The sequence below is a fragment of the Trinickia acidisoli genome (assembly GCF_017315725.1).
Classification (GTDB): domain Bacteria; phylum Pseudomonadota; class Gammaproteobacteria; order Burkholderiales; family Burkholderiaceae; genus Trinickia; species Trinickia acidisoli.
The window spans coordinates 2089171-2107122 of the sequence record NZ_JAFLRG010000002.1; the positions used below are offsets into that span (position 1 = coordinate 2089171).

16 protein-coding genes are annotated in these 17952 nt (G+C 62.7%); 9 read left to right on the top strand and 7 right to left on the bottom strand.

Annotated elements, in window-relative coordinates:
• Entirely contained in the window at positions 1-3168 is a 3168-nt protein-coding gene (locus J3485_RS27560; RefSeq protein ID WP_206957723.1) for a multidrug efflux RND transporter permease subunit, read from the top strand.
• Positions 3169-3176: 8 nt separating this feature from the next.
• The gene (locus J3485_RS27565) at positions 3177-3779 is read left to right on the top strand and encodes a helix-turn-helix domain-containing protein (RefSeq protein ID WP_206958444.1); all 603 of its coding nucleotides are present in this window, start codon (positions 3177-3179) and stop codon (positions 3777-3779) included.
• 74 nt (positions 3780-3853) lie between these two features.
• Here J3485_RS27565 and J3485_RS27570 read toward each other — a convergent pair whose 3' ends face one another.
• On the bottom strand, positions 3854-4372 hold the full coding sequence (locus tag J3485_RS27570; RefSeq protein ID WP_206957725.1) for a DUF6622 family protein: 519 nt from the start codon (positions 4370-4372) through the stop codon (positions 3854-3856).
• Between the two features lie 443 nt (positions 4373-4815).
• On the opposite strand from J3485_RS27570, the gene J3485_RS27575 reads away from it, so the two are divergent.
• The 7 genes from J3485_RS27575 (at position 4816) to J3485_RS27605 (ending at position 12710) form a co-directional block, all read left to right on the top strand.
• Positions 4816-6351, top strand: coding sequence for an efflux transporter outer membrane subunit (locus tag J3485_RS27575; RefSeq protein ID WP_242538951.1), 1536 nt, complete (start codon positions 4816-4818; stop codon positions 6349-6351).
• A 55-nt stretch (positions 6352-6406) separates the two neighbouring features.
• Positions 6407-7660, top strand: coding sequence for an efflux RND transporter periplasmic adaptor subunit (locus J3485_RS27580; RefSeq protein WP_206957726.1), 1254 nt, complete (start codon positions 6407-6409; stop codon positions 7658-7660).
• A 51-nt stretch (positions 7661-7711) separates the two neighbouring features.
• Positions 7712-8407, top strand: coding sequence for an ABC transporter ATP-binding protein (locus J3485_RS27585; RefSeq protein WP_206957728.1), 696 nt, complete (start codon positions 7712-7714; stop codon positions 8405-8407).
• 4 nt (positions 8408-8411) lie between these two features.
• The gene (locus J3485_RS27590) at positions 8412-9557 is read left to right on the top strand and encodes an ABC transporter permease (RefSeq protein WP_206957730.1); all 1146 of its coding nucleotides are present in this window, start codon (positions 8412-8414) and stop codon (positions 9555-9557) included.
• Positions 9554-10732 (top strand): ABC transporter permease, encoded by a 1179-nt coding sequence (locus J3485_RS27595; RefSeq protein ID WP_206957732.1) that lies wholly within the window; start codon positions 9554-9556, stop codon positions 10730-10732. Before J3485_RS27590 ends, J3485_RS27595 begins: the two co-directional genes overlap by 4 nt.
• A gap of 162 nt (positions 10733-10894) precedes the next feature.
• Positions 10895-11980 (top strand): sensor histidine kinase, encoded by a 1086-nt coding sequence (locus J3485_RS27600; protein ID WP_206957734.1) that lies wholly within the window; start codon positions 10895-10897, stop codon positions 11978-11980.
• A gap of 1 nt (position 11981) precedes the next feature.
• Positions 11982-12710 (top strand): LytR/AlgR family response regulator transcription factor, encoded by a 729-nt coding sequence (locus tag J3485_RS27605; RefSeq protein WP_206957736.1) that lies wholly within the window; start codon positions 11982-11984, stop codon positions 12708-12710.
• A 15-nt stretch (positions 12711-12725) separates the two neighbouring features.
• Here the strand turns inward: J3485_RS27605 and J3485_RS27610 are convergent, their stop codons facing one another.
• From J3485_RS27610 to J3485_RS27635, 6 genes are all read right to left on the bottom strand, one after another.
• Positions 12726-14363 carry an AMP-binding protein gene (locus J3485_RS27610; RefSeq protein ID WP_206957737.1) on the bottom strand — a complete coding sequence of 546 codons (1638 nt, stop codon included), beginning with the start codon at positions 14361-14363 and terminating at the stop codon, positions 12726-12728.
• Positions 14364-14376: 13 nt separating this feature from the next.
• Positions 14377-14772, bottom strand: coding sequence for a RidA family protein (locus tag J3485_RS27615; protein WP_206957739.1), 396 nt, complete (start codon positions 14770-14772; stop codon positions 14377-14379).
• The gene (locus J3485_RS27620) at positions 14769-15248 is read right to left on the bottom strand and encodes an acyl-CoA thioesterase (protein WP_206957741.1); all 480 of its coding nucleotides are present in this window, start codon (positions 15246-15248) and stop codon (positions 14769-14771) included. The genes J3485_RS27615 and J3485_RS27620 overlap by 4 nt, the downstream gene beginning before the upstream one ends.
• The gene (locus J3485_RS27625; protein ID WP_206957742.1) at positions 15245-16495 is read right to left on the bottom strand and encodes an acyl-CoA dehydrogenase family protein; all 1251 of its coding nucleotides are present in this window, start codon (positions 16493-16495) and stop codon (positions 15245-15247) included. Before J3485_RS27625 ends, J3485_RS27620 begins: the two co-directional genes overlap by 4 nt.
• Before the next feature lies 1 nt (position 16496).
• A complete protein-coding gene (locus J3485_RS27630) occupies positions 16497-17354 on the bottom strand; it encodes an enoyl-CoA hydratase family protein (protein ID WP_206957743.1) in 858 nt (285 codons plus the stop codon).
• 76 nt (positions 17355-17430) lie between these two features.
• Complete coding sequence (locus J3485_RS27635) at positions 17431-17952, bottom strand: MarR family winged helix-turn-helix transcriptional regulator (protein WP_206958450.1); 522 nt, start codon at positions 17950-17952, stop codon at positions 17431-17433.

Genomic DNA, 17952 nt, shown 5'->3' on the forward strand with positions numbered 1-17952 from the left:
ATGCCGTCATTTTTTATCGACCGCCCCGTCTTCGCGTGGATCGTCGCGCTCGCGATCATCGTCGCGGGTGTGCTGGCTTTGCCGACGCTGCCTGTTGCTCAGTATCCGCGGCTCGCGCCGCCGCGCGTCATTATTTCCGCGCAATACCCAGGCGCCTCGGCCGAAGAAGTCGACAGCAACGTCGCGAGCTTGATCGAGCAGAGCCTCGACGGTGCCGACGGTCTTCAGTACTACGAAACAACGAGCGACGCACTCGGCGAACTCGAAATCGACGTCACGTTCGCGCCTGGGACCAACCCGGACTTGGCGATGGTCGACGTGCAGAACCGCATGAAGCAGATCGAGCCTCGTTTGCCGCAAGCGGTCGTGCAGCAGGGTATCAGCGTATTCAAGGCGGCCAACACGTTCCTCATGCTCGTGACGCTCGTCTCGACGGACGGCAGGCGCGACTCGACCGCGCTCAGCGATTATCTGAACCGGTACTTGCTGCGCGAACTGAAGCGCACGCCGGGCGTTGGCTCCGCGCAGCTATGGGACGCCGATCGTGCGATGCGAATCTGGCTCGATCCGATGAAGCTGCGCGAATACGAGCTCTCGCCGTCGGAGGTGACAGGCGCGATTCAAGCGCAGAACGCGACCGTGACGGCCGGAGCGATCGGCGACGCGCCGGCGGTCGACGGACAGGCGATTACGGCATCGGTCAGCGTGCGCGGCCAACTGCATTCGCCGCAGGAATTCGCCGCGATCGTGCTCAAGGCGCTACCCGATGGCTCCGTCGTGCGGCTCGGCGACGTGGCGCGCGTCGAACTCGGGGCCGACAGCTATACGTTTTGGTCGCGCCTGAACGGCAAGACGGCCGCCACGGTCGGCATCCAACTTGGGCCGCTCGGCAACGCACTTGAAACGTCCAATGCGATCCGTCAGCGGATCGCCGAATTGTCGAAGACGCTGCCGCCCGGCATCGCCGTGGAAATACCCTATGACGGCGCGCATTTCGTGAAGATCGCGATCAGCGAAGTCGTGCTCACGCTCGTGGAAGCGATCGTGCTCGTCTTTTGCGTGATGTGGCTGTTCCTGCGCGATTTGCGCTACACGCTCGTACCGACGGTCGTGATTCCCGTGGCGTTGATGGGCGCGTTCGTATCGATGCATCTCTTCGGGTTGTCGATCAACGTGTTTACGTTGTTCGGGCTCGTGCTCGCGATCGGTATTCTCGTCGACGATGCGATCGTCGTCGTCGAGAACATCGAGCGGATCATGCGCGACGAAGGGCTTTCCCCGCGCGAGGCCACGCGCAAGGCGATGGCGCAGATCGGCGGGGCAATCGTCGGTGTCACGGCGGTATTGACGGCCGTGTTCGTGCCGATGGCGTTTTTTACCGGCGGCGTCGGCGGTATCTATCGTCAGTTCTCGATCGCGATGATCGCGGCCATTCTCGTGTCGGCGTTCATGGCCCTCTCGCTTGCGCCGGCACTCTGCGCGAATCTGCTCAAGGCGCCCGCGCACGATGCGCAGGGGGGAAAAGGGCTGGCCGATCGATTTCTGGCGCGCTTCGAGCGTGCGTCGGATGGGTACCGCGGCGTCGTCGAGAAATTGCTTCGGTGTCCTAAGCGTGTGTTCGCCGTTCATCTCGCCTTGATCGGTGCGGGTGTGCTCATGTATGTCTCGCTGCCGGGCGGCTTTTTGCCGACCGAAGACCAGGGCCAATTGCAGGTGATGGTGCAATTGCCGCCTGGCGCGTCACAGCAACGCACTTACGCCGTGGTTCGTCAGGTCGAGGACATCTTGCATCGACAAAGCGCGATCTTGAATGTGACGACCGTCATCGGCTGGAGCTTCGCCGGCAGCGGCCAGAACGTCGGGATGGCGTTCGTCGAATTGAAGGACTGGTCGAAGCGCGACGTCGGTGCGTTGGCGCTGCGCGATACCTTGAATGCGTCGTTCGCGAAGATTCGCGACGGCGAAGTCATTGCGCAATTGCCGCCCTCGGTGCCGGGCTTGGGTCATGCCGAAGGGTTCACGTTCCACCTCGAAAATCGCGGCGGCATGAGCCGAGCGGACTTCGATGCGGCGCGCGAGCGCCTGCTCGAATTGGCGAAGAAAAGTCCCGTTTTGGCCGACGTGCATTCGGAGACGCTGCCCGATGCGCCGCGTGTCGTGCTCGACATCGATCGCTCGAAGGCGTATGCGATGAACGTGTCGTTCGATACGATCCAGGACGTGCTCGTCAATACGTTCGGTACGTCGTACATCGACGACTATCCGGCGGGAGGGCGCATGCTGCGCGTGCTCGTGGCCGCGGACTCGCCTGCGCGCATGACCGATGCGGATCTGCTGCAGCTCTCGGCGCGCAACATGCTGGGCAAGATGGTGCCGTTCTCGGCGTTCGCTTCGTTGAAATGGTCGCGCGGGCCGATCATGCTCGCGCGCTACAACGGTTACCCGTCGCTCGACGTGACGGGCCGCGCGGCGGACGGTTACAGCTCGGGCGCGGCGATGGCGGAGATGGAACGGCTTGCCGCGCAACTGCCGCCGGGCACGTCGTACGATTGGGCCGATGCGGCGCTCGCCGAAACGCAAGCCGCCCGCCAGACGCCGCTCTTGATCGGCCTGTCGCTGCTGGCGGTTTTCATGGCGCTGGCCGCGCTTTACGAAAGCTGGACGATTCCGCTGTCGGTGCTGATCGTCGTGCCGCTCGGCATGATCGGCGCCGTTGCGGCGATGCTGTTGCGCGGTTTGCCGAACGACATCTACTTCAAGATCGGGCTCGTCACCGTCATCGGTCTTGCGGGTAAGAATGCAATCTTGATCGTTCAGTTCGCGCGCGATGCGCAAGCGCGCGGCGTAAGGCTCGTCGATTCGATCGTACAGGCGTGCGCGATGCGCTTCAGGCCGATCGTCATGACGTCCGCGGCATTCTTGCTCGGGGTCGTGCCGCTCGTGTTCTCGAGCGGTGGCGGGGCCGAGAGCCGTCATTCGATCGGCACGGGCGTATTCGGCGGTGTGATCGCCGCGACGGCGCTTGGGCTCGTGTTCACGCCGGTCGCGTTCTACATCGTCATGCGTGCGACGCAGCGGCGGCGCCCATCGTCCGGATCGAAGCCAATGGGCGGCGCTGAAGATGCAACGGGAGAACGCGTGCCCGATCCGGAAACGGAGCCCTCATGAAGGACAGCATGAGACGGCACCGGAGGACATACGAACGCGGCGCGTGGCTCGACGACGAACGTCCGAGTTCGACCGTGCTCGGCTCCAAGATTCGATCCCTGCGTCAGCGTTTATTGCTGACACTCGACGAAGTAGCCACGAATGCCGGCATCTCCACGCCGTTTCTTTCGCAGGTCGAACGCGGATTGGCGCGGCCCTCGGTGATCACGTTGATGGCGATCGCGCGCGTGCTCGGCGTGAAGATCCAATACCTGCTCGATGCGCCGCGCGAGGAGCGCTACGTCGCGCGCGGCGATCACTTGACCTTCTTCGGGTTTGCCGATGCCGACAATCGCTTCGCACGCCTGACCCAGGTAACCGAGGGCGGCCTGATGGAAGCGTTGCTCGTGCGCATCCCCGCGGGGCAGAAACTCGACGAGATCACGGCGCGCGCCGGCGAGCAGTTCTGGTACGTCCTGTCCGGCACCGTGACGCTGACGCTCGAAGGCAAGATTTATGTCTTTCGCGAGGGCGATTCGGCGCACTACGATTCGACCGACGCGCACCATTGGGAGAACACGGGCGAGCGCGAGGCATTGCTGATGTGGGTCGGTACGCCGAATTTGCTATAGCGTGCCGCGGCAGCGCGTTCGCTACGCCGCCCGGGCTTGCGCTGTTTCGTAGGTTTCGACCCCGGCCGGAGCGCTCATTCCAATGTGGGTGACGCGCTGCCGCGTGTCTTGGCCTGCGTCGCGCGCAGCAGCACGTTGATCGACCGGCCGAGCGGCATGCCGGCAAGCGCCCCCCAGGCTACGAACGAAAGAATTTCGAAAGCATGCGTCGCACTCCACGGCGTGTGCACGGCGAGTGCATAGTGCTGCGCGAAGTCGACGAAGAACGAAAGCAGCAGCGTGACGAGCAGGCTCGGATCGCCGGGCAGAAGAACCTTGAATCCCGTATCGGTAGTGTGGAACTGCAGGCGCCAGCGGCTCGCTTGCAACCAGCCGAGGCCGGCGCCGAGGATGAATGCGACGAGCGCCGCCGCTTGTGCCGGCACACTTGCATCGGGAAAGAGGCGATTGAGGCTCGAGGCGCCCAGTGCGACGAACATGAGCGGAAAGACGAGCGCGCGCTCGGGGCGCACAGTGCGCGGAAAGCAGCGCCGCACACCTAGATAAACGAGCACGCAGAACAAGACATAGACGTACGTCGGAATGTAATGCATGGCGAATCGCTCCTTCTTTTATGACGCATATGTGATGCGATACCTTTGCCCAAGCGGCAAGCTTCAGGATATTTGCATACGGAAACGCTATGCGCGGCATACGACGAATCGCATTCTGCGGCGACCAACGGTGTTTGGCGGCGACGAGCCGGTCGATGCGGCGAGAGGGTGCATCGGGTTAGCCCACTAAACCTCGTAGCGAACGACGTTCGCGGCGTCACGCGAGCCGTGCGCGCTTCGATGCGTAGCGGCCGAGCGCGATCCGAAGCTTTAATGCACGCGTGCGCATCGATTGCGGAATGCGACTATCGTTAGCGGAAAGCGGGCGCTATACTCTGTGCCGCATTTGATTGTCCTGATTGTTTCGATTGCACGATAGCCAGCTTCATCGTTCCTCCGCTGACGAATCGGGGGATTTATGTCGAACCGCCCCCATTCCGAATATGGAAAAGAACGAGCGTGGCCAACTGCGCCGATTGATGCCTGAGCGCGGACCGAGTGCGTCGTGGCTCGGCATTGCCGCATCGATCGCATCGTGTGCGGTCGCGCTTGCATGCGGCGGCTGTGCCGTCGGCCCCGATTTCAAAGCGCCCGCCGCGCCCGAGGCGAAAAGCGTCACGCGCGAGCCGTTGCCCGTGCAAACGCAGGCCACGCCCATTGCCGGCGGTGAGGCGCAGCATTTCGATCCTGCCGCCGCACTGCCGTCCAAGTGGTGGACGGCATACGGATCGCCACAACTCGATCGGCTCGTGTCCGAGGCGTTTGCCAATAGTCCGACGATCGCTTCGGCGCAAGCGGCATTACGCATCGCTCAAGAGCAAGTGAACGCGCAACGCGGCGCGCTGTATCCGTCGCTCAGCGGCAGTGCGGGTGCCACGCGAGAAAAGCTGAACGGCGCCTCCGAAGGTTTCCCGCAGGCCGGCAATTTTCTGTTCACGCTTTACAACGCCTCGGTGAGCTTGTCATACGATTTCGACGTGTTCGGCGGTGTGCGGCGCGGCATCGAGGCGCAAGAAGCCGGACGCGATGCGCAGCGCGAGGAGTTGCAGGCGACGTATCAAACGCTCGCGGCCAATGTCGTGACGACGGCCGTGCTCGAAGCGTCGCTGCGCGCGCAACTCGATGCAACGCGCGATCTCGTTGCCTCGGCGCAACATGAAGTCGATCTCAGTCGGCAGGAGTTCGAGCTAGGCGGTGCGGCGCGTTCCGATGTGCTGTCGGCCGAATCGAATTTGGCTTCGGTGCAGGCGACGTTGCCGCCATTGCGGCAGCAGCTCTCGGCGGCGCGCAGCCAACTCGCCGTGTACCTCGGCAAGGCGCCGAGCGAGTATGACGCTACCGCATTCGATCTCGCTTCGCTGCAATTGCCGCTCGATATTCCGTTGATGGTGCCGTCCGAGATCGTGCGTCAGCGGCCCGACATCCGGCGCGCGCAAGCGCAGCTCCATCAAGCGAGCGCGCAAATCGGCGTCGCCACGGCAAACATGTTGCCGCAGATCGGCATCACGGGAAATTTCGGCGATTCGGCTGCGTCGATCCGATCGATTTTCACGAGCAACGTGTTTTCGCTGGCCGGCAACGTCACGCAGCCGCTGTTTCAGGGCGGAACGTTGAACGCGAAACGGCGTGCCGCCGTTGACGCTTACGATCAATCGCTCGCGCAGTATCGGCAGACCGTTTTGCTGGCGTTCAAAAATGTTTCCGATTCACTGCGCGCACTCGATGCCGACGCGCAAACGCTGGCCGCGCAATACCATGCGCAAACGGCGGCGGCCGACAGCTTGAATCTGATTCAGCAGCGTTTCGGCATGGGCGGCGCGAATCACCTCGAATTGCTCGTCGCGCAGCAACAGTATCAACGCGCGCGCATTGCCTACGTGCAAGCGTTGGCTGCTCGCTATCAAGATACCGCTGCGCTGTTTCTCGCATTGGGCGGCGATTGGAAGCAGTTAGGCGAAGGCAAATCGATCACGCAGTAGCCATCGCAGGGAAGCGGTGGCGCGCTTATCCATTTACACCGCGGAAATCCAGTACATGACGGACAAATCGGAGTTGTTGCGGCAGTTGCGGATCGATCGCGAGGACCGGCCTGCGCATACGGCGCCTTCGCGGCGCTGGTGGTGGCTGGCGGGGCTGCTCGTCCTTTTGATCGCAATCGCGGCCGGGCTGTTCTTTGGGTTGCATGCCGCGGTGCCGGCGGTGCAAGCAGTGGTGGCGCGGCCGGTGGCGACGGGAGCCGGTCCTGAGAGCGGGACGTCGATTCTCGATGCTTCGGGCTATGTCGTTGCGCGTCGTCAAGCGACGGTATCGGCGAAGATCACCGGCAAGCTCGATCAGTTGTTCATCGAGGAAGGCGTGCACGTCAAAGAGGGCGACATTGTCGCGAAGCTCGACGATCGCAACGCAACGGCCGCGCTGCTGCAAGCGAAAGCGGCCGTGACGCAGGCCGAAGGCACGCTCGCCCAGGCGATGTCGGCCGCGGCCGACATCGCGCCGATCTACGAGCGCGATCGCAAGATGGCCGCCGCCGGTGTCATCAGCACGACTGCGCTCGAGCAGAGCAAGGCGAACTACGACGAGAAACAAACGGACGTCACCGTCGAGCAAGGCAATTTGGCCGTGCGGCGCGCGGCGCTCGAAGTCGCGCAGCGCGATCTCGACGATACGATCGTGCGCGCGCCGTTCACGGGTGTCGTGACGAGCAAGAACGCGCAGCCGGGCGAAATCGTATCGCCGCTGTCCGCAGGCGGTGGCTTTACGCGCAGCGGTATTTGCACACTCGTCGACATGGATTCGCTCGAAGTCGAAGTGGACGTCAGCGAAAACTTCATCAGCCGCGTGCAAGCAGGCGAGGACGCCACGCTCAAGCTCAACGCGTATCCTGATTGGGCGATCCCGGCCTACGTCATCGCGGTCGTGCCGACGGCCGATCGCAGCAAGGCAACGGTGAAAGTGCGCGTGGGCTTCAAGTCGCGCGATCCGCGCATCTTGCCCGAGATGGGCGCGCGCGTATCGTTTCTGAGCCGTCCGCAAAAAGGGGCGAACGGCGCTGCGAGCGCCGGCAGCGTTACGCTGCCGCTGAACGCGGTGCAAGCGAGCGACGGCGCGGCGATGGGCGTCGTCTACGTGTTGCACGACGATACCGTCGAGCGGCGCGAGGTCAAGCTCGGCGTGCGCAGCGCCGATGCGCAAACGGTGATAGCCGGGCTATCGGCAGGAGAGCGCGTAGCCGTCGGCGATTTCACGAAGCTATCCGACGGTGCGCACGTGAAGGTCGTCGATCGGTAAGCCGCCGGCCATGATCGAACCGGAATCGAGATTGAACGAGGAGCGAAGCAAATGACTGCGATGGTGTTTCTGAAGAACGTCGTGAAGACGTACACGCGAGGCAAGCAAACGGTCGAAGTGCTTCATCGTCTCGACCTGCAAGTGGCCGATGGCGATTTCGTCGCACTCATGGGGCCGTCGGGATCGGGCAAGACCACGGTGCTCAATCTGATCGGCGGCATCGATCATCCGACGAGCGGCGAGATCGTCGTGGCCGGCGAGCGGATCGATCAATTGAAGGGCGGTGCTCTTGCGCGCTGGCGGTCGAACAACGTCGGCTTCGTGTTTCAGTTCTACAACTTGATGCCGATGCTCAGCGCCGAGCGCAACGTCGAGTTGCCTTTGCTGCTGACCTCGCTCGGCAAGAGCGAGCGTATGAAGCGCGTGCACGCGGCGCTCACGATCGTCGGTCTCGAAGATCGCGCCAAGCACAAGCCGTCCGAGCTTTCCGGCGGCCAAGCACAGCGCGTGGCGATCGCGCGCGCGCTCGTGTCCGATCCTAAGCTGCTCGTTTGCGACGAACCGACGGGCGATCTCGACCGCGCCACGGCCGACGAGATCTTGCACTTGCTGCAAGTGCTCAATCGCGAACACGGCAAGACGATCATCATGGTGACGCACGATCAGAAGGCAGCCGATTACGCGACGCATACGCTGCATCTCGACAAGGGGCAGTTCGTTCAAGAGCGGCAAAAGACCGAGGCCTGATGCGATGAAATTCATTCCGCTGATATGGGCGATGCTCTGGCGCAAGAAGGTGCGCACGTCGCTGACCCTGCTCTCGATCCTGATCGCGTTCTTGCTGTTCGGCATGTTGCAAGGCGTGAATGCCGCGTTTCAGCAAACGGTCGACAACTCCAACGTGAACCGTCTGATCGTGACGAACAAGATCTCGATCACGGAGAGCCTGCCCTACGCTTACCTGCAGCAGCTCGCGGCTTTGCCGGGGGTGGAGCGCGTATCGCACGAATCGTGGTTCGGGCCTTATTACCAGGACCCGAAGAACTTCATTGCCGCCTTCCCGGTCGAGCCTGAACTCGAGTTTCCCGCCCACCCCGAGTTTCAGATTCCTCAGGACCAATTGACGGCGCTCGAGCACACACGCGACGGCGCCATTATCGGCGCCGGCCTGGCGAAGAAATACGGCTGGAAGATCGGCGATCACATTCCCCTGCATTCGACGATCTGGGTGAAGGCGGCCGACGGCAATTCCGACTGGGATTTCGACATCGTCGGCATTTACCAAGATTCCGGCGATCGCTCGCGTGAAGACGCGATGTTCTTCAACTACAAGTACTTCGACGAGGCGCGTAGCTTTGCGAAGGGGACCGTCGGCTGGTACATCGTCGTGTTGAAGGACCCGTCGAAATCGGCGCAGGTGGCGCAGGAGATCGATCGGCATTTCGCCAATTCGCCCGACGAAACGAAGACGCAAACCGAGAAGGAGTTTCAGCAGTCCTTCATGAAGCAGATCGGCGACATCAATCTGATCGTCACGTACATCTTGTTCGCCGTCTTCTTTGCATTGTTGTTCGCCGTCGGCAGTACCGTCATGCAGGCCGTGCGCGAGCAAGTGCCGGAGTTGGCCGTACTCAAGACGCTCGGCTTCAGCGATACGCGCATGCTCGTTCTCGTGCTCGTGCAATCGCTGACGCTGTGCGTGGTCGCGGCGCTGCTGGGCCTGGGGCTGGCCGACTTGCTCTTCCCGTTGCTGCGCAACACGCTCGGTGTCGTGAAAATGCCGGCGGCGGTGATCGCTGAAGGTGTGCTGATGGCTGCGCTGCTTGCCGCGGCAACAGGGATCGTTCCCGCTTGGCGTGCTAAGCGGCTCGTCATCGTGGAGGCGCTGCGCTCATGATCAAGCAAATCGTTGCAGTTACGTCGATGAATCTGCGTAGCCTGCCGCAGCGTATCGGCACCGCGTGGGTCATCGTGATCGGCATCGCCGTGACGGTTGCGGTGATGGTGTCGGTGCTTGCGATGGCCGCGGGTTTTCAGCGCACGCTCAAGGGCACGGCGCGCGACGATCGCGCGATCGTGCTGCGCGCGGGTTCGCAAGCGGAACTCGAAAGCACGATCGACCGCGACAACGCGCAGACGATCATGGATGCGCCGGGCGTTCGCAAGGATGAAGCGGGACGACCGATCGCCTCGGCCGACGCCGTCGTGATCGTCGCGCTGCCGCAGAAGAAGGACGGCGCCGATGCGAACGTTACGCTGCGCGGCGTAGGTGCGAATGCGATGAAGCTGCGCCCCGAGATGCATTTGATCGCGGGCCGTATGTTCCGCCCCGCGGTGCGCGAACTGATCGTCGGCAAATCGGCTCTTGCCCAGTTCAAGGGGCTCGAGATCGGCAGCCACATCGCGTTTCGCAATTCCGAATGGACGGTCGTCGGTATCTTCGAAAGCGGCGGCGATGCGCACGAGTCGGAATTGCAAGGCGACGTCGAGACCGTACTGTCGGCTTATCGCCGCAACGGTTTTCAGTCGGTCACCGTGATGCTCGATTCGGCGGCGGCGTTCGATCGCTTCAAAGCGGCTTTGACGACGGACCCAACGCTGAAAGTGAGCGTGCAACGGGAGGTCGATTATTACGCGGCGCAATCGCGCAATCTGTCGAAGCTGCTGAATCTGCTCGCCTATTTCGTCGGCGGCATCATGGCGCTCGGCGCTTGCTTCGGTGCGCTCAATACGATGTATACAGCCGTCTCGGCGCGCACGCGTGAAATTGCGACGCTGCGGGCGATTGGCTTCAGCGGTGCGCCGATCGTCGTTTCCGTGCTCGTGGAATCGCTGTTGCTGGCGATCGTGGGCAGCGTGATCGGGTCGGCGGCCGCTTGGGTGTTCTTCAACGGGAATACCGTCAATACGCTCGGCGCAGGCTTTACGCAGGTCGTATTTCATCTGACGGTGACCGCTTCGCTGCTCGTATCGGGCGTTTTTCTCGCGTGCACGATCGGCATGCTCGGCGGCTTGCTGCCGGCGATCCGCGCGGCGCGCCAGCCGATTGCGACGGCACTGCGCGCGAGTTGAAGCAATGGCGTAGGGGCGGCTGACGTTCGTCGCCTCGTTCGACCGTTCGTCGCATGCGAGCGCTGCTCGTCGCACGTTGTGCGGACGGGGCGAAGGACAGTGTAAAGTCGGCGCATCGTCTCTCGTCGGTTTCGTTTTTTGGCGACACCCGAATCGCACACCATGTATAGCGAGCCCAACTCTCCCATCCCGTCGCATGCCGATGGTTCGCGCCCCCGCTTCGGCACGCTCGCTCGCCGCGCGGCGTCGGTCGTTTCGATCCTCGTGTTCAATTGCGTCATTGGCCTAGCGTTTTGGATCGGCCATCGCAGCAATCCGATGTTGTCGTATCTCGTCGTATCCAACGCAATCGGGTTTAGCGCGATGATCCTGAGCATGCTGCTCGGCATGGCCGGCCCGAGCGGGTTCGGAACGATCCCGAAGGTGCTGCTAGTCGCGGCGGCCAGCGTCGTCATCGGCGTGGAGTTCACGGCTTCGACCGTCGGCGGCGTGCCGCATTTGATCGGACGAACGGGTATCGACGCATGGCTCAACTATGGCCCCTCGTTCTTGGTTGCCGGTGCGGCGTGTTCGTTCATCGTGATTTCGGTGCGGGCCATGCGCATGCGCGCGTCGCTCGAGACGCAACGCCGCGAAGCGGCCGAGTTGCGGCAGTCGGAGACGGCAGCCCGTCTTGCGCTCCTGCAAGCGCAGATCGAGCCGCATTTTCTGTTCAATACGTTGGCCAACGTGCAAAGCTTGATCGAACGCGATCCGAGTCGAGCCGCGTCGATGCTCGATAGCCTCAATCGCTATTTGCGGGCGAGTTTGAGTCGGACGCGCAATACCGCGTCGACGCTCGACGATGAACTCGAACTCGTGCAAGCGCTGCTCAATATTGCAACGATCCGCCTAGGCGACCGGCTGCGTTACACGATCGACGTGCCCGAGCCGCTGCGCCAATCGACGCTGGCACCGCTGCTTTTGCAGCCCCTTGTTGAAAATGCGCTGCTGCACGGCATCGAGCCGTCGATCGAAGGCGGAGAGATTCGCATCGTGGGTCGCCAGGAGCACGACATGTTGGTGCTCGACGTGATCGATACAGGGGTGGGTCTCGGCCAGGGTACGAAGCTGCATGGTGGCGTGGGGCTCTCGAACGTGCGCGCCCGTCTCGGCAGCTTATATGGCGAACGCGGACGAGTATCCGTCGCAGCGAACGCCAACGCCGCGCGGGGCGTGACCGCGAGCTTGTCGATTCCCATTCGCTGACATGCCTTCTGCTTTGATTGCCGACGACGAGCCGAATCTCTCGGCCGAGCTTGCATCGCGTCTGACCCGCTTCTGGCCCGAGTTGCAGATCGTGGCGATGCCGCGCGATGGTGTCGACACCCTTGCTCAGATCAACGAGAAACGCCCCGATTTCGCGTTTCTCGACATCCGCATGCCCGGCATCGATGGGCTCAAGGTCGCGCAACTCGCGGCGGGCGTGCGCGTGGTATTCGTGACCGCTTACGACGCTCACGCAGTGGAGGCATTCGAAACGTCGGCGATCGATTATCTGCTCAAGCCGGTTACGGACGAACGTCTCTTGCGATGCATCGCGCGCTTGCAGCGCCATGGTGTGCCAACGGCTGATGCGGCAGCGTTGGCGGCCAGCCTCGCAGCGGACACCTCACCGATTCGATGGCTGACCGTCGGCGTAAAAGACACCACGAAGCTCGTTTCGATCGACGACGTGCTCTTCTTTCAAGCCACCGACAAATACACCGAAGCCGTGACGGTCGACCAGCGTCATCTGATTCGCACGCCGCTCAAAGAGTTGCTGCCGCGGCTGGATCGCGACCGCTTCACGCAGGTTCATCGCGGCGTGATCGTCGCCTACGCCTCGATCGATCGAATCGAGCGCGACCTACTCGGGCGGATGCGCATCCATCTGATTGGTCATGACGCGGTACTGCCCGTCAGTCGCGCCTATGCCTCTTTGTTCAAGCAGATGTAAACGCTTGCCTTTGGATCACATGCTTCGGAGTGCGAAACGTTTGATCTTGCCCGTTTCCGTGCGCGGCAACGCATCGATGAACTGAATCACGCGCGGATACTTATACGGTGCGACCGTCTGCTTGACGAACGTCTGCAATTGCGCGGCGAGCGCGTCATCGGCCACGTATCCGGGCTTCACGACGACGAACGCTTTGACGACTTGCCCGCGCTCTTCATCGGGTGCGCCGATGACGCCGCATTCGGCGACGGCCTCGTGCTGCATCAGCACGCTTTCGACTTCGGGCCCGGAGATGTTGTAGCCGGCGGAGACGATCATGTCGTCGGCGCGTGCCTGATAGAAGACGTATCCGTCCGCATCGACATAAACGGCGTCCCCCGGCAGATTCCATCCGTTGCGCACGAACTTCTTTTGCCGTTCGTCGGCTAGGTAACGGCATCCCGTCGGCCCGCGCACCGCTAGCTTGCCGACGGTACCGGCGGGAACGGGGCGCATCTCGTCGTCGACGACTTCGATCACATAGCCGGGGATGGCCTTGCCGATCGCGTGAGGGCGCACCTCATCGCCGGCGGAAGCAATGAAAATATGAATCATCTCCGTGCCGCCGATGCCGTCGATCATCTCGATGCCGGTCGTCTTGCGCCACAGTTCGCGTGTCGAATCGGGCAGCGCTTCGCCGGCCGATACGGTTTTCTGCAAGCTCGCGATGTCGAAGCGGGATACGAGCGGTGCCATTTGACGATAAAACGTCGGCGCCGTAAACATCGTGGTCGCTTGAAAACGCTCCACGGTGCGCAGCAGCGTTTCAGGCGTGAGCTTTTCGATGAGGACGGTGGAGGCGCCCACCCGCATCGGGAAACACAGCAGCCCGCCGAGGCCGAACGTGAACGCGAGCGGCGGCGTGCCGCAAAAGACGTCCGCCTCGGTGGGCCGCAGAACGTGACGGGGAAACAGATCGCACATCGCCAGCACGTCGCGATGAAAATGGATGCAGCCTTTCGGCGCGCCGGTCGTGCCGCTCGTGAACGAGATCAAACAGGCGTCGTCGGCCGCCGTATCGCAGGCGGAAAATTCAGCCGATTTTGCCGCGGCCAGCGATTCGATTGCATCGGGCGCATCGCTATGAAACACGCGCACGTCGGCGAGATCGGCGCAGAAAAACTCACTGTTCCTATCGCGGCATCGGTTCAGCTCGTCGATGAGCCGCGCATCGCACAGCGCGGCGCCGATCTTTGCTTTGTCGATGATCTGCTTGAGTTCCTTCGCACGCAGCAGCGGCATCGTTGGTACGACGACGAGTCCCGCCTTCAAACTGGCAAGGAGCGCGGCGGCCATCTGCAACGTATTGGGCCCGCGCAGCAGCACACGGTTGCCGGGCACGAGGCCCATGTCTTCGACGATCACGTGGGCCCAGCGATCGACGATCGCACGCAATTCGCGGTACGTCGTGCCCTGCGGCGCATCGTCGATCTCCGACCAGATCGCTACGCGATCGCCGAGCCCGGCTGCGATCGTGGCGTCGAGCAACTCCGTCGCACAGTTGAAACGCTTGGGGTAGGCGACGTCGGGATGATCGAGCAGCAAGACGGGCCATTGATCTTGCGGCGGCAGATGGTCTCGCGCAAACGTATCGACATGGGCAGACGGTTCCATGACTCGCTCCGGGTCAGTCTGGTATCACGGCGGTGGCTTCGATTTCTACTTTTGCTCGGTCTTCGATGAGCGCGGCGACTTGCACCGCGCTCATGGCGATGTCGTAGTCGCCGATCAGTTCGCGGAACGCTTGACCGATGTCCCTCGATGCCGCGAGGTATTCGCGTTTGTCGGTCACGTACCACGTCATTCTGACGAGATGCTCGGGGCGTGCGCCGGCCTCCTTGAGCACGGAGACGATGTTCGCCAGCGCTTGGCGTGCTTGATCGGCAAACTCATCGGAGCGGATTTGACTCGTTTCGTCCCAGCCGATCTGTCCCGCAACATAGATTTGCGTACCGTGTGCGGCGACACCGTTGGCATAGCCGCGCGGCTTCGGCCAGCCGGCCGGCAAAAGCGGACGTTTCATGATGAGGCACCTTCGTGTTCGGTCGTGAGTGAAGAGGAGGAAGACGCTGAAGAAGCGACTGCCCGCATGAGCGCCGTACGAATATCGTTAGGAATACTGATCGATTCGCCTGTCTCGAGCGAAGTGGTGACGAGCACCTGCGTGGCGACGAAGCGCACACCGTCGTGACCGCGGCCGACGATGCCGATTCGTATCGAGCGCCCTCCGACGTGTGCTACCGACAGCGCGAGCGAAATCGTTTCGCCCATCCGGCTGGGCCGTACGAACTCGCATTCGAGCTTCACGATCGGCAGACCGAGACGGCGCTGGCCGATCATGTCGGCATAGTCGATGCCGAGCGAGTCGGTGAACCAGTCTTCGACGAGCCCATTCGTGAGCGTCAAATACTGCGGAAAGAACACGATGCCTGCCGGATCGCAATGCGCGAAGCGGATGCGTACGGGGCGCTCGAACGCGACCGGTGCGTGATCTGTCATCGCGCGTCCCCGATTTTCTCGGTGCTCTCCGCGGTCTGCGCCGCCGCGTATGTCTTGAGCAGATCACGCCCGACGATCAACTGCTGCACCTCGGTCGCGCCTTCATAGATGCGCAGCGCGCGGATTTCCCGATAGAGCATTTCGACTGGCGTGCCGCTGCATACGCCTTGGCCGCCCCACAGTTGCACGGTCGCGTCGATAACGCGTTGCGCGCCTTCGCTCGCATGCCACTTCGCTAGCGCGGCTTCGCGCGTGACGCGCTTGCCTTGATCGCGCATCCAAGCCGCGCGATAGACGAGCAGGGCAGCGGAATCGATCGTGAGCGCCATCTCGGCGAGCTTCGCCTGCGTCAACTGAAAATCGCCAAGCGTTTGCCCGAACATACGACGCGACGATGCGCGAGCCAGCGCTTCGTCGAGCGCATGCCGCGCGAAGCCGAGCGATGCCGCGGCAACCGATGTTCGAAAGATATCGAGCGTGCGCATCGCGAGTTTGAAGCCTTCGCCGGCCGGACCGAGCCGCTGCGACTTCGGCACGCGCGCGCCTTCGAAACGCAGACGCGCGAGCGGGTGTGGCGCAATCACATCGATGCGTTCGGCGACGGTGAACCCAGGCGTGTCGGCATCGACGACGAAAGCGCTGATACCGCGCGCGCCGGGTGCTTCCCCCGTGCGTGCGAAGACGACGTAGAAGTCGGCAATGCCCCCGTTCGAGATCCATGTCTTCTCGCCGTCGAGCACGTAGGCATCGCCATCGTCGCGAGCTACGAGCGAAAGGGCGGCAACGTCCGATCCCGCCTCGGGTTCGGAAAGCGCAAAGGCCGCGATGGCCTCTCCGCTCGCAACGCGCGGCAAGTACCGTTGCTTTTGCGCTTCGGTGCCGGCGAGGGAGATCGCCCCCGATCCGAGCCCTTGCATCGCCAGGGCAAAATCGGCGAGGCCCGAGCGTTCGGCCAGCGTCTCGCGCAACAGACAAACGGCGCGCGTATCTATCGTGTCCCCGTGGCCGCCATATGCGGCGCCACCGACGCCATAGCGCAGCCATCCGCCCTCACCGAGCGCGCGCACGAGGCGGCGGCATTGTTCGTCGACGCTTGCTCGCCCTTGCGGGCCGGACATGATCGGGTCCGCATGCGCAAACGTCGCACGATGCGCGTCGCACCAGGCTTCGAGTTCGGTGACGAGCGTGCGATGCCGCTTCTCGAAGAAAGGCCAGTCGAGCATCTCATGCCGATGGGTGCGTGCCATGTCAGTCCCCTTCGAACACCGGGCGTGTCTTCGCTGCAAACGCGCGATAGGCACGCTCGAAATCGCGCGTCGCCATGCAGATGGCTTGTGCCTGCGCTTCGGATTCGATCGCTTCGTCAACGCTCATGCTCCACTCTTGATGAAGCATCTTCTTCGTGACGCCGTGCGCGAACGTCGGACCGGCGGCGATCGAGCGAGCGAGTTCGCCGGCATCGCCAAGCAAGCGCTCGGGATCGCACAAGCGGTTGTAAAAGCCCCAAGCGAAACCTTCATCGCCGCTCGCGGCTCTACCGGTAAACAACAATTCGGAGGCGCGCCCCTGGCCGATGATGCGCGGCAGGATCGAGCACGCGCCCATATCGCAACCGGCGAGGCCGACGCGCGTAAACAGGAAGGCGAGCTTGCTGCGCGCGGTGGCGAGGCGCATGTCCGACGCCATCGCGATGATCGCGCCGGCTCCGGCGCATACGCCGTCGACGGCCGCGACGATCGGTTGCGGACAGTGCCGCATGGCTTTGACGAGATCGCCGGTCATGCGCGTGAACATCAGCAAATCGGGCATCGGCAGCCCGACGAGCGGGCCGATGATCTCGTGCACGTCGCCGCCCGAACAGAAGTTTTCGCCTGCACCGTGGATCACGACTACTTTGACGTCCGTCGCGTAAGCGAGCGCGCGAAACAGATCGCGAAGTTCCGCATAGGAGTCGAACGTCAAAGGGTTCTTGCGCTCAGGACGATTCAACATGATCGTCGCCATACCGTCTTCGAGTCGCCATCCGAAATGGCGTGGCGCATACGAGGCGAGCGTGGTGCGATTGCCCGCGCGCAGCGCGTCGGCAGTGGGTGCAGCATCGGTCATTGTTTCGTTCTCCTATCCAATTTGCGTCGCGGTATGCCGCGCAGCGTTTCGCTTTGTCTCTTCTCGCCCCGGCTCATCAATCCTGATTCTTGAGGCAATCGAGCAGATGCGCCTTGAGCTTGCCGAGGCGTTGCTGCATCTTCGATTTGTCGTCGCCGGAAAGGCCGCCGAACAACTCGACGACCCAGCGCTCGTGCGCTTGCGCCATCTTGTCGAACAGCGTGCGGCCGGCGGGCGTGAGCCGTACCGTGAATGCGCGGCGATCGTTGGGATCGGCATCGCGCGCGACGAACCCTTCTTTCTCGAGTTGATCGGTCAGCCCCGTGACGTTGCCGCCAGTCACCATCAGGCGTCGCGAAATCTCGCTCATCTTGAGCCCTTCGGGATGACGCTCGAGTTGCGCCATGAAATCGAAGCGGGGCAGTGTCGTATCGAACTCGGTGCGCAGCCGGCGGCGCAGCTCGGTTTGTACGAGATTCGTCGTCGTCAATAGGCGCAGCCACAGACGCAGGCTCATATGGCTATCGGCATCCGTACTCATTTCGAGGTCGACGACGTTTTCCACGCGCGATTCGCGCGGCGTGGGCTTTTTCTTCAT

Excerpts from the sequence above, each read along its gene's own strand:
- J3485_RS27615 (WP_206957739.1), bottom strand. The coding sequence starts at position 14,772 with ATGAAACGTCCGCTTTTGCCGGCCGGCTGGCCGAAGCCGCGCGGCTAT.
- J3485_RS27625 (WP_206957742.1), bottom strand. The coding sequence starts at position 16,495 with ATGGCACGCACCCATCGGCATGAGATGCTCGACTGGCCTTTCTTCGAG.
- J3485_RS27635 (WP_206958450.1), bottom strand. The coding sequence starts at position 17,952 with ATGAAGAAAAAGCCCACGCCGCGCGAATCGCGCGTGGAAAACGTCGTC.
- J3485_RS27610 (WP_206957737.1), bottom strand. The coding sequence starts at position 14,363 with ATGGAACCGTCTGCCCATGTCGATACGTTTGCGCGAGACCATCTGCCG.
- J3485_RS27575 (WP_242538951.1), top strand. The coding sequence starts at position 4,816 with ATGGAAAAGAACGAGCGTGGCCAACTGCGCCGATTGATGCCTGAGCGC.
- J3485_RS27580 (WP_206957726.1), top strand. The coding sequence starts at position 6,407 with ATGACGGACAAATCGGAGTTGTTGCGGCAGTTGCGGATCGATCGCGAG.
- J3485_RS27620 (WP_206957741.1), bottom strand. The coding sequence starts at position 15,248 with ATGACAGATCACGCACCGGTCGCGTTCGAGCGCCCCGTACGCATCCGC.
- J3485_RS27590 (WP_206957730.1), top strand. The coding sequence starts at position 8,412 with ATGAAATTCATTCCGCTGATATGGGCGATGCTCTGGCGCAAGAAGGTG.
- J3485_RS27585 (WP_206957728.1), top strand. The coding sequence starts at position 7,712 with ATGACTGCGATGGTGTTTCTGAAGAACGTCGTGAAGACGTACACGCGA.
- J3485_RS27565 (WP_206958444.1), top strand. The coding sequence starts at position 3,177 with ATGAGACGGCACCGGAGGACATACGAACGCGGCGCGTGGCTCGACGAC.
- J3485_RS27605 (WP_206957736.1), top strand. The coding sequence starts at position 11,982 with ATGCCTTCTGCTTTGATTGCCGACGACGAGCCGAATCTCTCGGCCGAG.
- J3485_RS27595 (WP_206957732.1), top strand. The coding sequence starts at position 9,554 with ATGATCAAGCAAATCGTTGCAGTTACGTCGATGAATCTGCGTAGCCTG.
- J3485_RS27570 (WP_206957725.1), bottom strand. The coding sequence starts at position 4,372 with ATGCATTACATTCCGACGTACGTCTATGTCTTGTTCTGCGTGCTCGTT.
- J3485_RS27560 (WP_206957723.1), top strand. The coding sequence starts at position 1 with ATGCCGTCATTTTTTATCGACCGCCCCGTCTTCGCGTGGATCGTCGCG.
- J3485_RS27630 (WP_206957743.1), bottom strand. The coding sequence starts at position 17,354 with ATGACCGATGCTGCACCCACTGCCGACGCGCTGCGCGCGGGCAATCGC.
- J3485_RS27600 (WP_206957734.1), top strand. The coding sequence starts at position 10,895 with ATGTATAGCGAGCCCAACTCTCCCATCCCGTCGCATGCCGATGGTTCG.